Source organism: Photorhabdus sp. RM96S (assembly GCF_042879335.1).
In the GTDB taxonomy this organism is placed as follows: Bacteria; Pseudomonadota; Gammaproteobacteria; order Enterobacterales; family Enterobacteriaceae; genus Photorhabdus; species Photorhabdus kayaii.
In genome coordinates, this window is sequence record NZ_JBHFKT010000018.1 from 21,007 (window position 1) to 40,128 (window position 19,122).

General features: G+C 40.2%; 18 protein-coding genes. 9 read left to right on the forward strand and 9 right to left on the reverse strand.

Going from position 1 to position 19,122, the window contains the following annotated elements:
• Positions 1–20: 20 nt before the first annotated feature.
• The 7 genes from ACGF49_RS12305 to ACGF49_RS12335 all read left to right on the forward strand — a co-directional run bounded on the left by ACGF49_RS12305 (position 21) and on the right by ACGF49_RS12335 (position 7,495).
• Positions 21–1,358 (forward strand): cytochrome ubiquinol oxidase subunit I, encoded by a 1,338-nt coding sequence (locus ACGF49_RS12305; RefSeq protein ID WP_228902290.1) that lies wholly within the window; start codon positions 21–23, stop codon positions 1,356–1,358.
• Positions 1,348–2,355 (forward strand): cytochrome d ubiquinol oxidase subunit II, encoded by a 1,008-nt coding sequence (cydB, locus tag ACGF49_RS12310; protein ID WP_113040704.1) that lies wholly within the window; start codon positions 1,348–1,350, stop codon positions 2,353–2,355. The genes ACGF49_RS12305 and cydB overlap by 11 nt, the downstream gene beginning before the upstream one ends.
• A complete protein-coding gene (locus ACGF49_RS12315; protein WP_071824106.1) occupies positions 2,336–2,494 on the forward strand; it encodes a DUF2474 domain-containing protein in 159 nt (52 codons plus the stop codon). Before cydB ends, ACGF49_RS12315 begins: the two co-directional genes overlap by 20 nt.
• A gap of 208 nt (positions 2,495–2,702) precedes the next feature.
• Positions 2,703–3,791, forward strand: a complete 1,089-nt coding sequence (locus ACGF49_RS12320; protein ID WP_228902292.1) for a histidine kinase — start codon at positions 2,703–2,705, stop codon at positions 3,789–3,791.
• Positions 3,792–3,929: 138 nt separating this feature from the next.
• Positions 3,930–4,763: a siderophore-interacting protein gene (locus tag ACGF49_RS12325; protein WP_228902294.1), complete on the forward strand. Its 834-nt coding sequence runs from the start codon at positions 3,930–3,932 to the stop codon at positions 4,761–4,763.
• Between the two features lie 546 nt (positions 4,764–5,309).
• Positions 5,310–6,752: a lipase family protein gene (locus ACGF49_RS12330; RefSeq protein ID WP_387491172.1), complete on the forward strand. Its 1,443-nt coding sequence runs from the start codon at positions 5,310–5,312 to the stop codon at positions 6,750–6,752.
• Positions 6,749–7,495, forward strand: a complete 747-nt coding sequence (locus ACGF49_RS12335) for a hypothetical protein (RefSeq protein ID WP_113040708.1) — start codon at positions 6,749–6,751, stop codon at positions 7,493–7,495. Before ACGF49_RS12330 ends, ACGF49_RS12335 begins: the two co-directional genes overlap by 4 nt.
• Positions 7,496–7,763: 268 nt before the next feature.
• Here the strand turns inward: ACGF49_RS12335 and phoH are convergent, their stop codons facing one another.
• The 9 genes from phoH to ACGF49_RS12380 all read right to left on the reverse strand — a co-directional run bounded on the left by phoH (position 7,764) and on the right by ACGF49_RS12380 (position 16,117).
• Positions 7,764–8,555 carry a phosphate starvation-inducible protein PhoH gene (phoH, locus tag ACGF49_RS12340; RefSeq protein ID WP_113040709.1) on the reverse strand — a complete coding sequence of 264 codons (792 nt, stop codon included), beginning with the start codon at positions 8,553–8,555 and terminating at the stop codon, positions 7,764–7,766.
• A 482-nt stretch (positions 8,556–9,037) separates the two neighbouring features.
• On the reverse strand, positions 9,038–10,021 hold the full coding sequence (locus ACGF49_RS12345; protein ID WP_387491251.1) for an endonuclease: 984 nt from the start codon (positions 10,019–10,021) through the stop codon (positions 9,038–9,040).
• Positions 10,022–10,399: 378 nt separating this feature from the next.
• Positions 10,400–11,698 carry a tail fiber protein gene (locus ACGF49_RS12350; RefSeq protein WP_113040711.1) on the reverse strand — a complete coding sequence of 433 codons (1,299 nt, stop codon included), beginning with the start codon at positions 11,696–11,698 and terminating at the stop codon, positions 10,400–10,402.
• A gap of 287 nt (positions 11,699–11,985) precedes the next feature.
• Positions 11,986–12,612, reverse strand: a complete 627-nt coding sequence (locus ACGF49_RS12355) for a tail fiber assembly protein (protein WP_113040712.1) — start codon at positions 12,610–12,612, stop codon at positions 11,986–11,988.
• Between the two features lie 21 nt (positions 12,613–12,633).
• Positions 12,634–13,353: a phage tail protein gene (locus ACGF49_RS12360; protein ID WP_113040713.1), complete on the reverse strand. Its 720-nt coding sequence runs from the start codon at positions 13,351–13,353 to the stop codon at positions 12,634–12,636.
• Positions 13,354–13,672: 319 nt separating this feature from the next.
• Positions 13,673–14,368, reverse strand: coding sequence for an aquaporin Z (aqpZ, locus tag ACGF49_RS12365; RefSeq protein ID WP_113040714.1), 696 nt, complete (start codon positions 14,366–14,368; stop codon positions 13,673–13,675).
• Positions 14,369–14,725: 357 nt separating this feature from the next.
• Positions 14,726–15,064 (reverse strand): hypothetical protein, encoded by a 339-nt coding sequence (locus tag ACGF49_RS12370; RefSeq protein WP_228903145.1) that lies wholly within the window; start codon positions 15,062–15,064, stop codon positions 14,726–14,728.
• Between the two features lie 163 nt (positions 15,065–15,227).
• Positions 15,228–15,656, reverse strand: a complete 429-nt coding sequence (locus ACGF49_RS12375) for a universal stress protein (protein WP_113040717.1) — start codon at positions 15,654–15,656, stop codon at positions 15,228–15,230.
• Between the two features lie 236 nt (positions 15,657–15,892).
• A complete protein-coding gene (locus tag ACGF49_RS12380) occupies positions 15,893–16,117 on the reverse strand; it encodes a DUF2594 family protein (protein ID WP_113040718.1) in 225 nt (74 codons plus the stop codon).
• A 499-nt stretch (positions 16,118–16,616) separates the two neighbouring features.
• Here ACGF49_RS12380 and uvrY point away from each other — a divergent pair, with 499 nt between their 5' ends.
• Both uvrY and uvrC read left to right on the forward strand, forming a co-directional pair.
• The gene (uvrY, locus tag ACGF49_RS12385; protein ID WP_113040788.1) at positions 16,617–17,282 is read left to right on the forward strand and encodes a UvrY/SirA/GacA family response regulator transcription factor; all 666 of its coding nucleotides are present in this window, start codon (positions 16,617–16,619) and stop codon (positions 17,280–17,282) included.
• The gene (uvrC, locus tag ACGF49_RS12390; protein ID WP_113040719.1) at positions 17,266–19,098 is read left to right on the forward strand and encodes an excinuclease ABC subunit UvrC; all 1,833 of its coding nucleotides are present in this window, start codon (positions 17,266–17,268) and stop codon (positions 19,096–19,098) included. The genes uvrY and uvrC overlap by 17 nt, the downstream gene beginning before the upstream one ends.
• The last annotated feature ends 24 nt before the right edge of the window (positions 19,099–19,122 follow it).

Here is a 19,122-nt window from a genome sequence, read left to right on the forward strand (position 1 = left end):
ATTAAAAATAAGAGGTCACTATGTTTGGTTTAAGTGCCCTGGAACTGGCCAGAATTCAGTTCGCGTTTACCGTCTCCTTTCACATTATCTTTCCGGCGATTACCATCGGGCTGGCAAGTTTTTTAGCCGTACTAGAAGGGTTATGGCTGAAAACGCGTAATGCTGATTACAAAGTGCTATATCATTTCTGGTCGAAAATTTTTGCTGTTAACTTCGGTATGGGCGTGGTTTCCGGTCTGGTTATGGCTTACCAGTTCGGCACTAACTGGAGTTTTTTCTCTGATTTTGCCGGTTCGATCACGGGTCCATTACTGACTTACGAAGTACTGACCGCATTCTTTCTTGAAGCGGGCTTTCTCGGCGTTATGTTATTTGGCTGGGATCGTGTAGGTGAAAAATTACATTTCTTCGCCACCTTTATGGTTGCGCTAGGTACTCTGATATCCACTTTTTGGATACTGGCTTCCAATAGCTGGATGCAAACCCCGCAAGGTCACGAAATTGTCAATAATCAGGTCGTCCCCGTCGACTGGCTGGCAGTGATATTTAATCCCTCCTTTCCCTATCGTCTGGCTCATATGTCTACTGCGGCCTTCCTCGCCTCAGCATTCTTTATTGCAGCTTCAGCGGCATGGCATTTATTAAAAGGCAATGACTCAGCAGCAATGAAAAAAATGCTATCCATGTCGATGTGGATGATCTTGATTATTGCGCCTTTGCAGGCATTGATTGGTGATGCTCACGGTCTCAACACCCTCAAACATCAACCCACTAAAGTCGCGGCAATGGAAGGCCACTGGGAAAATCTTCCCGGTGAAGCAACGCCGCTGATCCTGTTTGGTATCCCGGATATGGAGCGGGAAGAGACGCGTTATGCCGTCGAAATTCCTTATCTCGCCAGTCTAATTTTAACTCACAGTATAGATAAGCAGGTTCCAGCGCTTAAGGAATTTCCACCGGAAGACAGACCCAATGCGCTTATGGTTTTCTGGTCATTTAGAGTGATGGTCGGACTCGGTGTGTTGATGATAGTTGCCGGCTTTTGGGGGCTTTGGCTGCGCTATAAGAGACGACTTTATCAGTCAAAAAGCTTCCTGCGCTTTATATTCTTGATGGCACCTTCCGGCCTGATCGCCATTCTTGCCGGCTGGTTTACCACCGAAATAGGCCGTCAACCGTGGGTAGTTTATGGCCTGTTGCGCACCAAAGATGCCGTATCCGCACACGGTGAAATACATATGAGCATCAGTTTGTTGCTTTTTATCGCGGTTTACAGCTCGGTATTCGGTGTGGGTTACGCCTATATGATGAAACTTATCCGCAAAGGTCCCAAAAAGGAGCTAAAAAATGGGTATTGATCTGCCGTTAATCTGGTTCATTATCATTGTATTCAGCATCATGATGTACATTGTCATGGATGGTTTTGATCTTGGGATTGGGCTGCTCTATCCCACGGTTAAAAGCGATAAGGAGCGTGATTTAATGATGAACAGTGTTGCGCCGGTATGGGATGGTAACGAAACCTGGTTAGTGCTTGGCGGCGCAGGTTTATTCGGTGCTTTTCCTTTGGCTTATGCCGTTATTCTTGATGCATTAACGATCCCCCTGACATTAATGTTATTTGGTCTGATCTTCCGCGGTGTCGCCTTTGAATTTCGTTTCAAATGCGCGCCTGAGCATCGTCATATCTGGGACAAAGCTTTTATCGGCGGCTCTGTGATGGCGACGTTTGCTCAGGGCGTGGTGGTGGGCGCCTTTATTCAAGGGTTCCCGGTGGAAAACCGAACTTACACCGGCGGCTATTTTGATTGGTTCTCACCCTTCCCCCTATTTTGTGGTTTTGGCCTGATAATTGCTTACGCAGTGTTAGGCTGTGGCTGGCTAATTATGAAAACCGAAGGTCACCTACAACAAGAGATGTACCGAGTCGCCCGTCCGCTCACTTTTCTGATGCTGACAGTTATCGCCATTATCAGTTTATGGACACCATTCATTCATCCGGCAATAACTGAACGTTGGTTCAGCTTACCTAACCTGTTGTTCTTCCTTCCCGTGCCACTGTTAGTGGTCTGGTCTGGCTGGAAACTACTGCATTCCATCAAACGTAAAGCTCATTACACACCGTTTCTGGTAGCACTATTGTTAGTTTTCCTTGGCTACAGTGGGTTAGGTATCAGTATCTGGCCTAACTTGATCCCACCGACCATTAGCTACGAAACTGCGGCAGCACCGCAACAAAGTTTAGGTTTTATGCTGGTCGGCGCCCTACTTATCATTCCAGTGATCCTGGTTTACACCTATTGGAGCTACTACGTTTTTCGGGGGAAAGTTAACCATGAACAAGGCTACCACTAATCAAAACACCCCACGACCTTCTGTATGGAAACGGATAGGCTGGATGGCAATGATCTGGTTATGCAGTGTGATGGCTCTTTTTGCTGTTTCCACGCTATTTCGTCTTCTGATGACAGCAGCAGGTATGAAATTGAAGTAATTATTAACACTATTTAACAAATTGAGCTAAAGTTTTCATCAGTATTGCAGAACGGAATCTTAACCTGATGAAAACAAGTTCAAATAACACCATCTTCAAAAACCAAAAACTGTTTGTAATCAACTCTGTTATAAATTTATTTTTACTTTTTATACTGTTGTTGATTAATAAACCGTCGATTCCAGATTTAATTTTACCGTTATTGATAATGTTGAGTATTACAAATGTCTACTTTCTGATAAAAGTGGTACATAACTCTGCTCCTGTCAAAGAATGGCAACATGCAAGATACAAAGCAGAAATTAACGCACTGAAACAAAAAAATGGCTATTTGGATTTCCTCTGTCAAAGCCATTTCAAACTACAAAATTGTAAACTGCTACCTGAAAAGCTTCAGGAGATTTTTTCTCACCTCAATCGCCTAATCCCTTTCTGTGAAGCCAAAATCATCTTTTATCCATCACAACAAGAATATTTCTTTCGCAATCCCCACCAATGTCCCTACTTTGATATGCCGCTGATTATGAGATGGAATCTAGATGATAACATTGATAGCTATGGGATACTCTGGATAAAAACACACAGAAATAGTGATCTCACTCCTGATGAAAAAAAACTGGTCCAGGATATAGTGACTTTAATGACAAATAAACTATTACGGGAAAATCAGATCCAATGCCAACACCAGAGTATGTTGGCCGCGGAGAGAGCCGCTATTTCTCGTGAACTCCACGATTCCATTGCCCAATCCCTCTCTTTCCTTAAGATTCAAGTTAATTGCCTATATATCGGCAGTGATAATTTACCCAAGCAAAGTTTAACCTCGCTGAATATGATTAAAGATGAGTTGAATATTGCTTATCGTCAGCTCAGAGAATTACTGGCAACTTTCAGGAACGAACAACCTCAATGTAATCTACAAGAATCTTTACAGACCTTGATTAATGAATTTAACCACCGTCTAGGCTTCAACATTAAATTCAATTACCGCCTGACACATCAACACATTCCTGACAGTTACAGCAGGCATTTGATACAAATCATTAGGGAATGTCTGAACAACTGTTATAAGCATGCCGATGCCAATTGGATCAGTATCCATATTTATCCTGTCGATGAAAAAATCATTACAGTTGTCAGTGACAATGGTCGAGGCATTAATTTGAATTCCGCTAATAAAAACAAATTTGGGCTGGCTATTATGCAAGACAGAGTTTCTATCCTAGGTGGGCAATTACAGATAAAAAACCGTAAACATGGTGGTACAGAAGTAGAAATTCAATTTTCAGTGGATTGAAAAAGGCAGATAAATCCCATTATTGACGGCAACGCAATTTGTTGAATGATAATAATTAGCATTTGCGTTAATTACTGTTACACTAACATTGGCTTTATCAGATAATAACCTTCGGTAAATTTTCCAGAGGAATTTTACGTGACCAATAGAACAATTGAAGAAAAAAACATTTACCGGCCTGCACCACCTAGACTTGTTCAGGTAAAAAACATTTTCGACGTGACACCTAATATGCGCAGCATGACGTTCACCAGTGAATGTCTGGATAGTTATCCCACTGAATGTGAAGGCGGACACTTAAAGATATTCTTACCGCTTCCGGGGCAGACCAAACCGGTGTTACCAACTTTATCTCCAGAAGGCCCAATATGGCCGCCGAGTGAACTGCGCCCAATAACGCGCACTTACTCGGTTCGGGCTATCCGTACCGAACAAAAAGAGATCGATATTGAATTCGCACTACACCACCATGGCGGCCCGGCAGTGGAATTTGCTTATAGAGCCCAAATTGGTGACTGGATCGGTATCACTAACCCCGGTGGCCCAGATCCATTACTGCCAAAAGTCAGCCACTACTATATGGCCGGCGACCCAAGCTCCCTGCCTGCTATTGCGGCGCTATTGGAAACAGTAAAACCAGATGCGACCGGGCAAGTCATTATGCGTATCGAAAGTGAGCAAGATATTCAGGAATTAAAAAAACCGGCAGGAATAGCCATTCACTGGATCACTGGTGATGTTGAAATAACTGACAAAATCATATCTGAATTCAAATCCTGGTCATTACCAACAGAAGATGTCACTTTCTGGCTTGCTGGTGAAGATAAGCTGGTAAAAGAACTTCGTCGCTATATTCGCCGAGAAAAAGGCTATGAACGCCACCAGCTATATGCCATTCCTTATTGGAAGCATGGCTTTGATGAGGAAGGTTATCATGTCCTGCGTCATGAAGTGGTGGATAGCGACGATTAAGAACCTTATTTAATCCCCCCTCACTTACTGCAATCAGAAAGTGAGGGAATCAGCGATATTGATATTATCAGCAACATCACTTTAAACGAGGTTTTTAAAATCGAAGAAATGCGATTGACGATAACTCAATCCCTATTGAGTTTGTAACACTTTCTTACAAATCTATTTTTTCATAGATTTAAAAAATGAAAATTTTCTCTTGCTATTTACTGATGATTTAATAATCATAACTTGAGTTCCATCATATGGACAGTATGAAGGAAATTACAACTCCTGTTCCCTTTATTCAAAGGGATTAATTGATGGGAATACAATTCTGTCTTCCTGTCGTTCAACTCACTATTACTCACAGCATAAGCGGTGTTTCTTATCTGTGGTAATAGGATTTTTACTATCTTGTTTCTTTAGTGACGCAATCAATCACGGCTATTCCCGACGGGATATTTATGCTGATTTCATCAGCATGATGGTGAAGGTGATTGATAGCCGGACCCGGAACCAAAAGGCTATCGGGTTCATCCATTAAATCGTCGTTATGTTCTGGAGGTGTGTCCTTTCCGGGCCTGGGTTTTACTGCTACATCATCAGAAGGAGTATTCCATTGTTAATGCCTATAACCAGTGTTTGATGAGCGTGCTGGCCTATGCCGATGGGGATGTCAATGTAGCAGGCTCTGTGAAACACTTTTTTAACCGGCAAATGGTGGATGTTTCAAAATTGCCCTATAAAGTGGAAACATTGTCAGCAACACCTGTAGTTTACGATGTGCCATTTAGTGAACGTTATACCCGGGTGGAATTTATTGATTCACAAGCGGGGAACAACAAACAGGGTGATACCAAACTGTTTTATGCTGCCAGTCAGAAAGATGTGATTGTTAGTTGGCGAGGAACGGCTAATCTGGATAATTACCTGACTGATGCCACTTTCCAGCCATTGTCTTTAAGTTGCGATGATGACAAATCTCTGTGTAGTGGGTTTATCTACAGTGGTAAAGTGCACAAAGGGTTCTGGGATGCATTTAATTTGGTTGGAGAGTTAATAGTCCCTAGTGATAAAAAGAAAGAAGTATTCAGTGATATCTTGGATTTGGCTAAAAAAGGGAAGTTATTTATTTGTGGCCACAGTCTGGGAGGGGCGCTGGCATTATTGCATAGCGCACAACTGAAAGAACACAATCCTTGTCTTTACAGTTATGGAATGCCGAGAACATTAACTCGCAGTGCAGTAGAGGAATTGTCTTCTATTATCCACTATCGCCATGTTAATGAAGATGATGTAATCCCTTCTGTGCCATTTGAGCAGGATATGGATAATGTTTTTTTCAATTATTGGGCACCAGCGGGGTATGACTGGGCGGTTATGAAGTTGTTGTCGCCGTCACCGATTATTCAGGCAATTAAACAGGCGACAGCCAATAAAGAAATCTATTTGCATCATGGTAAAGTGGTTCATTTCTTTCAAGCCAACAGTTGCCCGGAATGGCTGATTTCCGCCCGGAATGCCTCCCTGATAGCCGGTGTTGCTGAAAAAATATTGGATAACACCACAAAACTCTACTTAATTCCTGAGTTAAATCAGGAAACAGAAAAGGATTTTTCTCTGGCCGGTGAGCGGCAAAATGCGTTGTTTAATCAGCTCAGTCAACAAGAAAAAGACAAACTGTTTGTTGAAAACAGAAGTGCTGATTTAAAAGGCGGATTCGGTTTCTCTAATCATAGCTCGTATAAATATGCGGGTTATATTGACAAGCGCCTCAGAGAGTTATGTGAACCGGATAAGATTACGGTCTATCAGGACAGTCAGCGTCAATTTAAGGCGAAAATGGACAGTTATAAGATGCTTATCCCTGACAATGTTTACTACCGAAATCTCTATTTTCTGGATATGGATAAGCAGTTAATAAAATCACTGACGGTCAGCCAGCAGGAAGAACAAGAGGAACTGGCCTTACAGCATTACTGTGATAAACAGGAACTGTCCGTATGAAAATATTGAAGATAACGCTGTCCTTATTATTTCTCTATTTTATTTACTGGGCGTTTGGTGACACCTTTTTTAACTGGCTGCTTCCCTTTTCATCTGCCGGAAAAGGGCAGTTGATTACGGTAGAAGGAGTGGCTCCGAAGCACACTGAGCCATATGTAGCAGCTATATATAAGTCAAAAGATTGCTTAAAATATCAATTTGATGCGGGTATGTCGCCTTTTAAAGTACCGACTTATCATAGCCTAGGTTTGGATGTAAAAGCTGATGCGAAAACTGGTTACTTTCAGGCAAAATTGCCTTTTAGTGGTGGAGGTTGGTGTAAATGGAAGATTGATAGAGCCTTTGTATCAGTGAGTTATACCGATGTCAGTCATTTGGTAAAAGATGCTGTTCCGTACGAGGGAACAGGATTAACTGCATTTATCAACGACGCGACTCAAACAAATATTAGCGAAATTGCAGCATTGAATACTATAGATTTCAGCCCGGTTATTTACCCTGTATTAAAAGTGGTTGATGGGCGTCCAAATAGAATTTTCTTGCAGGGCGTGGTGGATACGTATCCTTTTAGGTTGAAATTAACTCCAGGAGCGGAATGGAAAATTACCTATAAACCTAAATTAGATGAAACCAAAATGCCTAAAATTATTATCCCACCAGGTAAAGAACCTTCAAGAGTTGAATATCCTGATGGCAGAATTGATTTAAACAGAGACTCTATTGATTACTGGAAAATAAAGTAGAAGTAGTGCCATTCAGGTTATATCACCAGTTTATCTATACCCGTCATCTTTCAAGTTGCCCCTTTGTTGGCTGCACTCGCTCACCCCGGTCACATAGTTACCTATGCTCCCGGGGATTCACTCCCTTGCCGTCGCGATGCATCTTGAAATCCATAGGGTATATATCCAAAATTAAACAGTAAAGGTAAAGGATTTAAAATAGGCGGAATAATCAAGGATCACGCCGTGAGGCGCTCTTGCAAAAGCCCCCACGGCATATTTCCATCAGTTATTTACAATAAGCTAATAACGTTTTCTGGCACAGTTGAGAACGAACACAATCCTCTTGATTAAAATGGATAACACTGACGATTTCATCATCTGAAAATCTTTCCAGTGCATCACGCAATCCTGATACGACTCCAACCGGCAAATCGCATTGACTTATATCACCATTTACAATCACAGTAACATTTTCCCCAAGCCGGGTCAGAAACATTTTCATTTGATTGATCGTCACATTCTGGGCTTCATCCAAGATCACAAATGCATTTTCAAATGTTCTGCCCCGCATATAGGCAAAAGGCGCAATTTCTACTTTGCCAATTTCAGGCCGCAAGCAATATTGCAGAAACGATGCACCCATGCGTTTTAATAAAACGTCATAAACCGGTCGGAAATAGGGTGCAAATTTTTCAGCCATATCTCCGGGCAAAAAACCGAGATCTTCATCCACCTGTAATACAGGACGGGTGACGATGATCCTATCAATTTCCTTATTAATCAACGCATCCGCAGCCATTGCCGTACTGATAAACGTTTTACCGCAACCCGCCTCCCCACTGGCAATAATCAGTTTTTTATAATTTATTGCACGCATATAACGCCGTTGCGTTTCAGTCCGTGGCAAAATTTCCGAAGTATCCCGCTTATCACGTGCCATACCAATGACTTCTACGCCACCGAGTTGTACCAGAGAAGTCACATTATCATCCTGATAACATTGATGATGACGCAAATCCCTTTTCATCATCCGTTTTGCTTCTCGACGTGATTTAATCACTGCTTTCTGTCTACTCATAGCAGTATCACCTTATCGTTGTTTTCACCCATCCGGTGTCATATCACCGATACAATAACTACGTTATTTAATGACGCTGAGCTTCCCACAGGTTCGCATATTATCGGAATATCAATCATTAATGTTACTCACCATTATTTCTATTTAGTGAAAAATAACGAATCATTATGACAGTATAATGACAATCTCTCCGTTATGACAAACACGCCAGGGACGCTCAATTAAAAATAATCGACAGTATCGTTTATTTAGTTTTGCGAGAAATTTAATTCATTGAATAATATGACTTAAATATAAGCTAATGACTTAACACCACTAATTACTTAACATCATAGTAGCCATTATTGATTTGACTACTATGGTATTGATACATTCCGTTACCATCCGGCAAAGAAGTCACTATCTGCAAGCACTTTTCTTCAACGGATGGCAATAATATTATTATTGATGACAACAGAGCAAATAGTTAATTATCTGTTTTATTAAGTACCCTTACAGTTTCCAGCCAATCGAAAACCCGCATTTTTTGCTTCAGTTTCTGTTTTAAAATAGACCGCGTTCTTCTCCTGAATCATCTTATAACCTGAACAATGAGAAAAATGATAGATTTTGCTATTGTTATTCCCTTTAATTAATCCTGTAGAGGATGCATCAGATAACACCCGTTGTCTCTGGGTATCTGTTTGACTATTTCTCTGCCCTTTTCTCTGCTCGCTTTTTGGAATGCCAGCGGCGGAGTTTTTATGCCACAATTGCCATTTCTGTTCACCGGTAACAAAAGGGTTATGATGCCCCATAATACCGGCAATTCGATTATCTCTCTCCTGCTCCCATTTACTCGGTGGATATTGACGATCCCAAGCGATAAATAATTGCTGTTGTTGGCGGGACATGGAAAGATTGTAACGATCGTGCATATAAAAATTGATCCGAGCGACCTGCCCTTTTACTTCATCTCTCGGTTCGAACGTTCGAGATTTAAAATCGACTTTACTGGTACAACGACCATAACTATTCGGCATATTTTTCGGTAACATTCCATAACTGAAATTACTACGATCGCCATTAACCTCACCAATTGATGGGGCCAAATTATGCATATCAGATTCCATTGCCCTGAAAACAGGATCGGAAGAGACACAATTCTTCCTCCCACCATTTCGCCAACATTGCCGCTGATGACCAAAAACCCAGGCAGGAACAATATGTTCCCATTCAATTCGTTCAGCACGATTCTGTTGTGACCTGACTTGATAACCACACGAAGAAAGGATTGTGCGTCCACCGCTCTTACCTGTCCATTGCCAATGACAACCACAATAAAGTGTCCCGGTCTCTGACTTAAATTGATCATGATAAATGCGTTTACGCAATTCAACTTTAGCTTGTTCAAAGGCAACCGGTGCGGCAAAAGAAGATAAAGGAGCAATTAAACTGAAACACCCAATGTGAATTGCCCAAAAAATAACTTTACGTTTCAATGATAACCCCTACTTATATAAAAATATCATTCTGATTTTAACCTTTTATATTGCCTCATAATCGACCTATAAGACAAACATTGTTTCTTTGCATTTCTTCTTAGCAGCTCTTTTAAAAAGAAAGACTATTCAATAGACAGGTTGGGATATCACAAGATAGTGGTTATCCTATTATAGCGGAATGATTAATTGGGTATTATGAAATCAACATATGAACTATATGCTTTAAAAACGAGCGGTTATATCACTCACCATTAATATGAAAAAATAGAGAATGATGCTCAATGTCAACATCCTAATATTGAAGCGCCAAAAAGCCTAAATAAGATACAGGGCCGATATACGGCCCCGTCTTACTACAATCTACAATTTATGACCAAAAGCGCTGCTACTCGCCATTTCTTTCTGTAACTTCTTTCGATTCAAGTTCCAGAGTGAATCTTCTGGCATTTGGACCCTAATATCTAAACGGCAAGAATCGGGAATATCACAGGGTTCCCCATCTTGATAGAATATCTTGTTGCCATTGTCATCAATAGATTTGAGCCGCCAATTTTGAAATCTCTCCGGTAAATGTGCGTGTTGGCGATGGAAAGTCTCAATAATAATAGAGCCGTCAGGTTGAACGTGATCATCAACAAAAATCAGTTCAAGATTATTGTTGTCGCGGGGAACGGAAATACCCCCATTAACACCCCAACCACCATCAGCGTTATAGCCCAGGATATTTGATATACGATATATACCGGTCCCCTGTTTTATCACTTCTGCACCTTCGGATTCGTCATTAGTCGAGAATGTGCCATCAGGGTAAATTTCTATTATCGGAGAGGCTTTCTTGAGGTATCCGTTGGTGTCTGGTTTAGCGTTCTTATCGTCCCAAAACTTACGGGTAGCTTGTCTGTTGCTATCGCTATTTATGCTATCTGTACGATATGTATTGCCTTCATGCTCGAAAACCAGCCTATGGCTCCATACACCATACACGCCTTCACTTGATAAGCCATTTACATTACTAAATCTTAACTGAACGCCATACCCACCAAGTGGCAATCCATATTTAGTGACGAATGGCGCGTTGGGTCCATATCCGGCACAACCATCGTATAAATTTTCCAATCCATCCAAACGAGCAAAACCCATTGAAAGCATTGCATTATTAGTTGATACCGCACCCACATCCGCCGCAGTCAGATTGATATCCCCAGTCAACGCCTTACCGTTTATTTTCCGGCTATCAGGTACTCTAGTATTAATATTTCCAAGTAATGAATTAACTATTTCCTTAATCAACTGTTGCGTCACTGCCAATGTATCACTATCACCCATCACATCGGTAAGTTGCACAATACCTTTTTGTGTTAATGAAGCATTGGGAATTCCTGTTATCGCTTTCTGTTCTAAAGCTTTATTTAACTGTGCAGTGAGTTTAGTGACATTACCATCATCTAAAACATCCTCACCAGTTTGTGTCGCAATAAAATCAGCTACAACCGATGTTATTGTTGATGTTTGACGAAATATCTTATTTAATATGTAATTATCAATATACTGCCTGTCTGGAAACCCACGCGGCAAATTCGGATCTGTTTCATAGTTTTGTTGACTGGGCACATTAGCGTTACTATCAATAGCAAAAGCTTTAAAATCATTTTTACTCATATACCTTCCCCAAATTAAATAATGTTCATTTACAGTCAATAAATCGAATTATTAAAAATAATTCTCCATAATTCACATCAGTTATAGTCTAATTATAAAAAATAATAAAAATATCCTTACTGACCGCCCTCCACTTTTAGCAAAAATACATTTAAAATCGATAACCAAATAAATTTCACAGACCAGAGTTCATTTTTATATGGACTTTCATACAAATTTTCCAATCAAAGCACTGATTAAAAACCAGTGCTTCGTTAATATTTAAGAATTATAAAACTTTAATGGTATTATTCTTGCGGCTTTTCAGGCCAATTAATATCTGGTGCCGATGAAACATCAACCCGACGCAGTAATACCAAATACTTTTTCCAATCTAGCAATAAAGTTTTTTCCGCTTCTGAGGCCATTTCAGTTTCAACCGCATATTGCAATACCGTGATGGCTTCATCAGCTTGCCGACGAAAAATAGCACGCTGTTGTTCTGCCTGTTCAATTTGACTGATTTTTTGAGCTTCAAAGTCCGTTACCCATTTTTCACCATCCCATTGATCAAAATCGGTGGACGGTTGTTCAAATGTTAATGTTTCTGGTAATTCACCCAGCGCAGCCACTTCTTCCTGTGCACCCACTTGCGTGTTGTAAGCTATTTTTCCACGGTGGTCAGGAACAATTTCCCAATAACTCCCGTCCTCACTGCGACGCACAGCCATATCATCAGAATCTGGCAAATCTGGCGCGTCTAAATAAGAATGCGCTGACAAACCGACGCCTTCCGCAACATATTCGAAATCACTACCAGAGAATTCTCTCGAATAGGGATTGGCATGATAAACTTTTATCCAGCCAGCTTGAGTCGCTAATCCATCTTCACCTAATACAGCGGTTTCTGAATTTAAGATATTTTCTTGTGTCATTATTATTCTGCCTTTACGATATTATTCTGCTTTTACGATATAGTTAAATGCGATATTGCGGGGGCGGGTTTCATGACCGCTTGTATTGTTAGCAATTGATGTAACAGTGGCACTATCAAGTACATCACGCCCCAGAGGGAACTGGTATCTATCTACAGGACCTTGATAACTAGAAAGAAATTGCCCATCAGGGAGTCCTTTCGTAAGTTGTATTCTTTTTGTGTTGTCAGTCTGTGCGCTTAAAATAACACGGCCACCATCAACACCACGACCATCATCCCAACCACGAATAAACTCGCCTCTTAAATCAGGTAATCTACCGTCAGGATAAGCTTCTGCTAACTTCGAATACTGTGATCTACTAAAAGCGGAACCATTACAAGTAAAATAACCGGAAGGTGGATGGGGTAACGGCCACGGAATAGGAGAACCAACAGGGATACCGGAAATATTTGAAGCTTTTTGCTCTAAAGCTTTATCTAAAGCGCTATTAAATAGCACGGTCAGTTTAGCTATATCACCATCATCCAGTATATCTTCACCAGATTGTGTCGCAATAAAATTAGCCACAACAGACGATATTGTTGAGGATTGGCGTAATACCTTATTTAATACATGAGTAGAAACATTCTCAGGTGGAAACCCCGTCTTTAAATTCTGGCTTTCTTCATATTTTTCTTGACTCACTACATTAGCATTCTCACTAATAGAAAAGGCTTTAAAATCATTTCTTTGGCTCATATACTCCTCTTAAATTCAATAATATCATTCAGTAATAAATATATTAAATAGTCGTACAGATAGCCTATCTCAATTGGCGATGATTATAGTCTAGTTCAGGAAAGGAATAATGAAATTTATTTTATAACTTATAGGGTTAATTATTTTTGTATAATTGGCAGTAATAATCATCCAACACATTGCAATAAATCTTCATGATAATATTTCCTACCTTTATTAAAACAAATGAAAAAATAATAGTGACAAAAAGTTCTTTCATTGAAAAGTAAAAAGACCACACTACAGCGTGGCCTTAAGCAAGGTAACTCACCAGTAAAAATCATTGTTTTTCAGCAAATAATAACCTGTAAATTCCCCCTCCAACAATCCCACCAATAATTGGCATCACCCAGAAAAACCATAACTGCTCTAAAGCCCAGGTATTCTGGAATATCGCAACAGCCGTGCTTCGTGCCGGATTGACTGACGTGTTAGTAATAGGAATGCTAATCAAATTAATTGAAACCAGCGCCAAACCTATTGCTAATGGCGCAAAGCCCGGAGGTGCTCGTCTATCTGTCGCACCAATAATAACAATTAAGAAAATAGCCGTTAAAACAATTTCAGCCACAATAGCCGATTGAAGCGAGAATCCACCTGGTGAATGTTCACCAAAACCATTTGCTGCAAAACCACTCGTGGTCGCATCAAAACCCGCCTGCCCACTGGCAATAACATATAATACCGCGCCAGCAAGAATACCACCTATAACTTGAGAAATAATATAAGGAATAACCTCCACTGCCCTGAAACGACCACCAGCCCAAAGACCAATTGTTACAGCGGGATTAAAATGCCCGCCAGAAATATGCCCAACAGCATATATCATCGTCAATACTGTTAAGCCAAATGCCAAAGATACACCGACAAAACCAATCCCTAATTCAGGAAATGCCGCAGCGAATACAACACTACCACATCCCCCAAAAACCAGAACAAAAGTTCCAAGTAATTCAGCCGCCAATTTTCTTAACATGTTTTGTCCTCATCCAGTTATCAAAACGAGTCACCTTGCTGAAATTAACTATAGCCAATAAATTAAAATCATGCTTATTTTTACTATAACCGCATAAGTTGCTGATTCTTGTGGCATCTTTGCCTGATATTCACTTTAATCAGGGATTTTATGCAACATCTATCCTGTGCAGATCAACTTTTTGGTAAAAAATGGATAGCTTAAAATCAATTATCACCAAAATAAGTTCAATATTCTGTTGTGACTGCTCCCCGCCGTCGCGATGCATCTTGAAATCCATAGGGTATAAACTATTACATTATTTGTTGTGAATTGTTTAACTAAATCAAATAAATTACCGTGTAGCTCTATTTTCAATCACTCAGAATCAAGATGCCACTTATGTAATATTCGATGAATGAAAGGTGTGACAACAAGCCCCAAAATAATAAAGAACACACTTTCCAAAAATACCCCATATATGGCAATAAAATATTTACCGGGTAAACTAACAGGGACGGGATCTAAACCCTGCGATCCCAGCATAGATAAAGCGTTAAGCAAAGATTCAGAAAATGTATGCCCCTCTATCAAGTAAAACCCCAGGACACCCGGAATTATTCCAATAAAGAAAAACGTTGCAGCAATAAGGTAAAAACGCACCACCCGCCATAAAAAATGGTCCAAACGAATCAGTTTATCAGTAAATTTTTCCACAATTATTGCATCCTCAACAATTCTACGAAATCTTATGCAATCTCAATGAAAATGAAATCAGAGCAAATTTAATAAAAATAGCGCAACACAACGTTAGCTAAGACATATATAGCAAGCCATCCGAAGATGGCTAATCAATCTCTCTCATTACGTTTTAACCACCTTACCTGATAACCAAAACAGATGTTGTCGAATATTTGACAACACCTGATGCATTAGATCCTAATAAGTGCGTTGTAATATTGGGCCTTCTAGAGCCAATAACGATAAGATCAGCATTAATTTCTGTCGCTGCTGCTGTTATTTCATCTCTTGGCGACCCAAATGCAATGGAATAGGATAACCTGTCAGCAGGAAAATCGATGGTATCAAGCAGCGTTTTCAAATCATCTTCGGCTTTAATTGTCGCTTTATCCTTAATTTCATCATATCCCAACGAATATGCGTTAACAATCGCGGATGAAATTGGCAGTACATGAAGAATATGGAGCTTCGCACCTGTTTCTTTTGCTAAAGACAGTGCATGCTTAACCGCTTTACTCGTTAGTTCATCTTCTGAAATATCTACCGGTACTAAAATAGTTTTGTACATACGCACGCTCCTATATTTACATACCAAACCAGACTACTACATTTAGTATACGCTATATCCTGTTAATTACTATGAGCTATTTTCCTCTTCCCACACCTTTATCTATAACCAGACAATTAATATCATTTTTAATTTATTTACCTTACACCTTTAGTTTCATATAGTTATGATCATTAAATAGGTAGCAAAAGTGGGATATGTACAGGGGCAATAACATTAACCCCTGAGACCCTACCTCACTGCCGATATAACACTTTTATTTGCTGAACGGTATTTTCAAATATCTTAGCCTGTTTTTCATCGCCCATTTCTGCAATAACATGTTCCAAATTCAGTACAACTTTCCCTGCATGAGCTTGCCCCATAGTTTTAAGCATAGAAGCCAACAGAACTTTCAAACATGTCACCTCTGTTGCCAAGGTTTCAGTATCAGATGAAGGAATTAAATCGATTTTATTCATAGTCGTTACCTGTTTACGTATTAATTACGTTATGAAAATAATAATTATACCACATAATTCACCCCCTATTTTTATACATTTTCCAAATAGATCTACGCCAAAAAACGTTAAATTATTGTTAAAGCCATTTGTTTTATAAATATTTATTTAGTTATTAATTTTATCATAATCAGAATATATAGGACATTCTGATTTCAAATAAATAACACTTGTTATCATATAAAATAATTCTCTTTTGTCTTTGGAGGAGATAAGTATAATATTCACATTTCTGATGAACTTTTAGGATAATCTATCTATTTTATTGTTTTATATAATCTTTACTATACCTTATGGATTTCAAGATGCATCGCGACGGTAAGGGAGCCAATCGCCGGAAGCATAACGAACGATGTGGCCAGGGTAAGTGAGTACAGCCAACAAAGAGGCAATTTGAAAGATAACGGGTATATCAATGAAGCTCATGTATGAGCATATAGAGCCAGTTGGAGACACTTTTTTGATAAATATTTTGTTAGTCGATGATCATGAGCTGATCAGAGTTGGTGTAAAACGTATTCTTGATGACGTAAAAGGAATAACCGTAGTAGGAGAAGCTAATTGTGGTGAAGATGCGATAAAATGGTGCCGAGCTAATAAAGTAGATATCGTGTTAATGGATATGAACATGCCAGGCATTGGTGGCCTGGAGGCGACAAAAAGAATCCTACGTTATTGTCCCGATGTCCGTGTCATCATGTTGACTGTCTATACTGAAAACCCTTTACCAATGAAGGTGATGCAGGCTGGCGCCAGAGGATATCTCAGTAAAGCCTCGACCTCTCAAGACATGGTTAATGCAATTCGTGCAGTTAATGCCGGCCAGCGCTATATTGCTCCCGATATTGCTCAACAGATGGCCCTTAGCCAAATTAGCCCACAGCAAGACAATCCATTAAGTTGTCTGTCTGATCGTGAATTACAGATTATGCTGATGATCACGAAAGGACAAAAGGTGAACGATATCTCTGAACAACTTAATCTCAGCCCAAAAACCGTTAATAGCTATCGCTACCGAATGTTTAGTAAACTAAATATCAGCGGTGATGTAGAATTAACACATATAGCAATACGTTATGGGCTATTCGACACAGAGAGTCTATTAAATAGTGACGGAACAATTTGATTCAAAAACATTTTTAAAAACAGTAACCAGTCAGCCTGGCGTTTATCGTATGTATGACACCTCAGGCACGGTTATTTATGTCGGTAAAGCCAAGGATTTAAAAAAACGGCTTGCCAGCTACTTTCGCACACAGATCGCCAGTCGTAAAACCGAATCTCTGGTTAAAAATATTGTTCAAATAGATGTTACAGTTACGCATACCGAAACTGAAGCACTGCTGCTGGAGCATAATTACATTAAGCTCTATCAACCCCGATATAACGTTTTACTGCGAGATGACAAATCCTACCCTTACATTTTTCTCAGCGCAGATAAACACCCACGACTGACAATGCATCGGGGAGCTAAACATTTCAAAGGTGAATATTTCGGCCCATTTCCAAACGCTCATGCGGTACGAGAATCATTAATCTTACTGCAAAAACTTTTTCCTATCCGACAATGTGAAGATAGCGTCTACCGCAATCGCTCGCGGCCATGCCTGCAATATCAAATTGGCCGCTGCCTTGGGCCTTGCGTTAAAGGGCTGGTAAGTGAAGAAGAATATCAGCAGCAAGTTGATTATATTCGTCTGTTCCTTTCAGGCAAAGATCAGCAAGTTTTAACCAGATTAATTGACCGAATGGAACAAGCCAGCCAGCAACTGAAATTTGAAGATGCAGCAAAATACCGTGATCAAATCCAGGCCGTTCGTCAGGTTACTGAAAGACAATTTGTTTCAGGAACAGGCGATGACCTCGATGTTATCAGTGTTGCCTTTGAAGCGGGCATGGCTTGCCTGCATGTACTGTTTATACGTCAGGGCAAAGTACTGGGTAGCCGAAGTTACTATCCTAAAGTCCCGACTGGGACAAAGCTTGATGAGATTGTACAAACATTCCTTGGTCAATTTTATTTACAGGGCAGCCAAAATCGGACTTTGCCCTCAGAAATTTTGCTGGATTTTACTCTGCCAGAGAAAGACATTTTGTCTGATTCTTTATCTGAAATATCCGGGCGAAAAATTCATATTCAAACCCGGCCCCGCGGAAATAAAGCCCGTTATCTGAAACTTGCCCGCACAAATGTAACAATCGCCCTAGCAACCCGCTTATCACAACAATCAACTATTCACCAAAGATTAGACGCTCTCACCAAATTAGTTAAATTAGCAAAAATTCAGAGAATGGAATGTTTTGACATTAGTCACACTATGGGGGAACAAACTGTTGCATCCTGTGTCGTCTTTGATAGCAATGGTCCACTACGTTCTGAATACCGGCGCTATAATATCAGTGGTATTACTCCCGGTGATGATTACGCTGCCATGAATCAAGTATTACGCCGTCGATACGGAAAAGCATTAGATGAGTCAAAAATTCCCGACATTATTTTCATCGATGGCGGTAAAGGGCAATTAGCTCAGGCAATAGATGTCTTTCAGTCTCTTGATGTTGAATGGGATAAAATGCGACCTCAATTAATAGGCATTGCCAAAGGCAGTGATCGCAAAGCCGGGCTTGAAACACTATTTTTCGCGACGGAGGATAAAGGTATCGCATTACCGCCGGACTCTCCTGCCCTGCATGTGATTCAGCATATTCGTGACGAATCACATAATCATGCAATAACCGGGCACCGTCAACGTAGATCTAAAGTTAGAAACACCAGTACGCTGGAATCTATTGAAGGCGTTGGGCCAAAACGCCGACAAATGTTACTGAAATACATGGGAGGTTTGCAGCCTTTACGTAATGCAAGTGTCGAAGAGATCGCAAAAGTACCGACTATTTCCTATGCATTAGCAGAAAAAATTTATAATGCATTGAAACACTAAGTACATTGATGCACCATACTTATA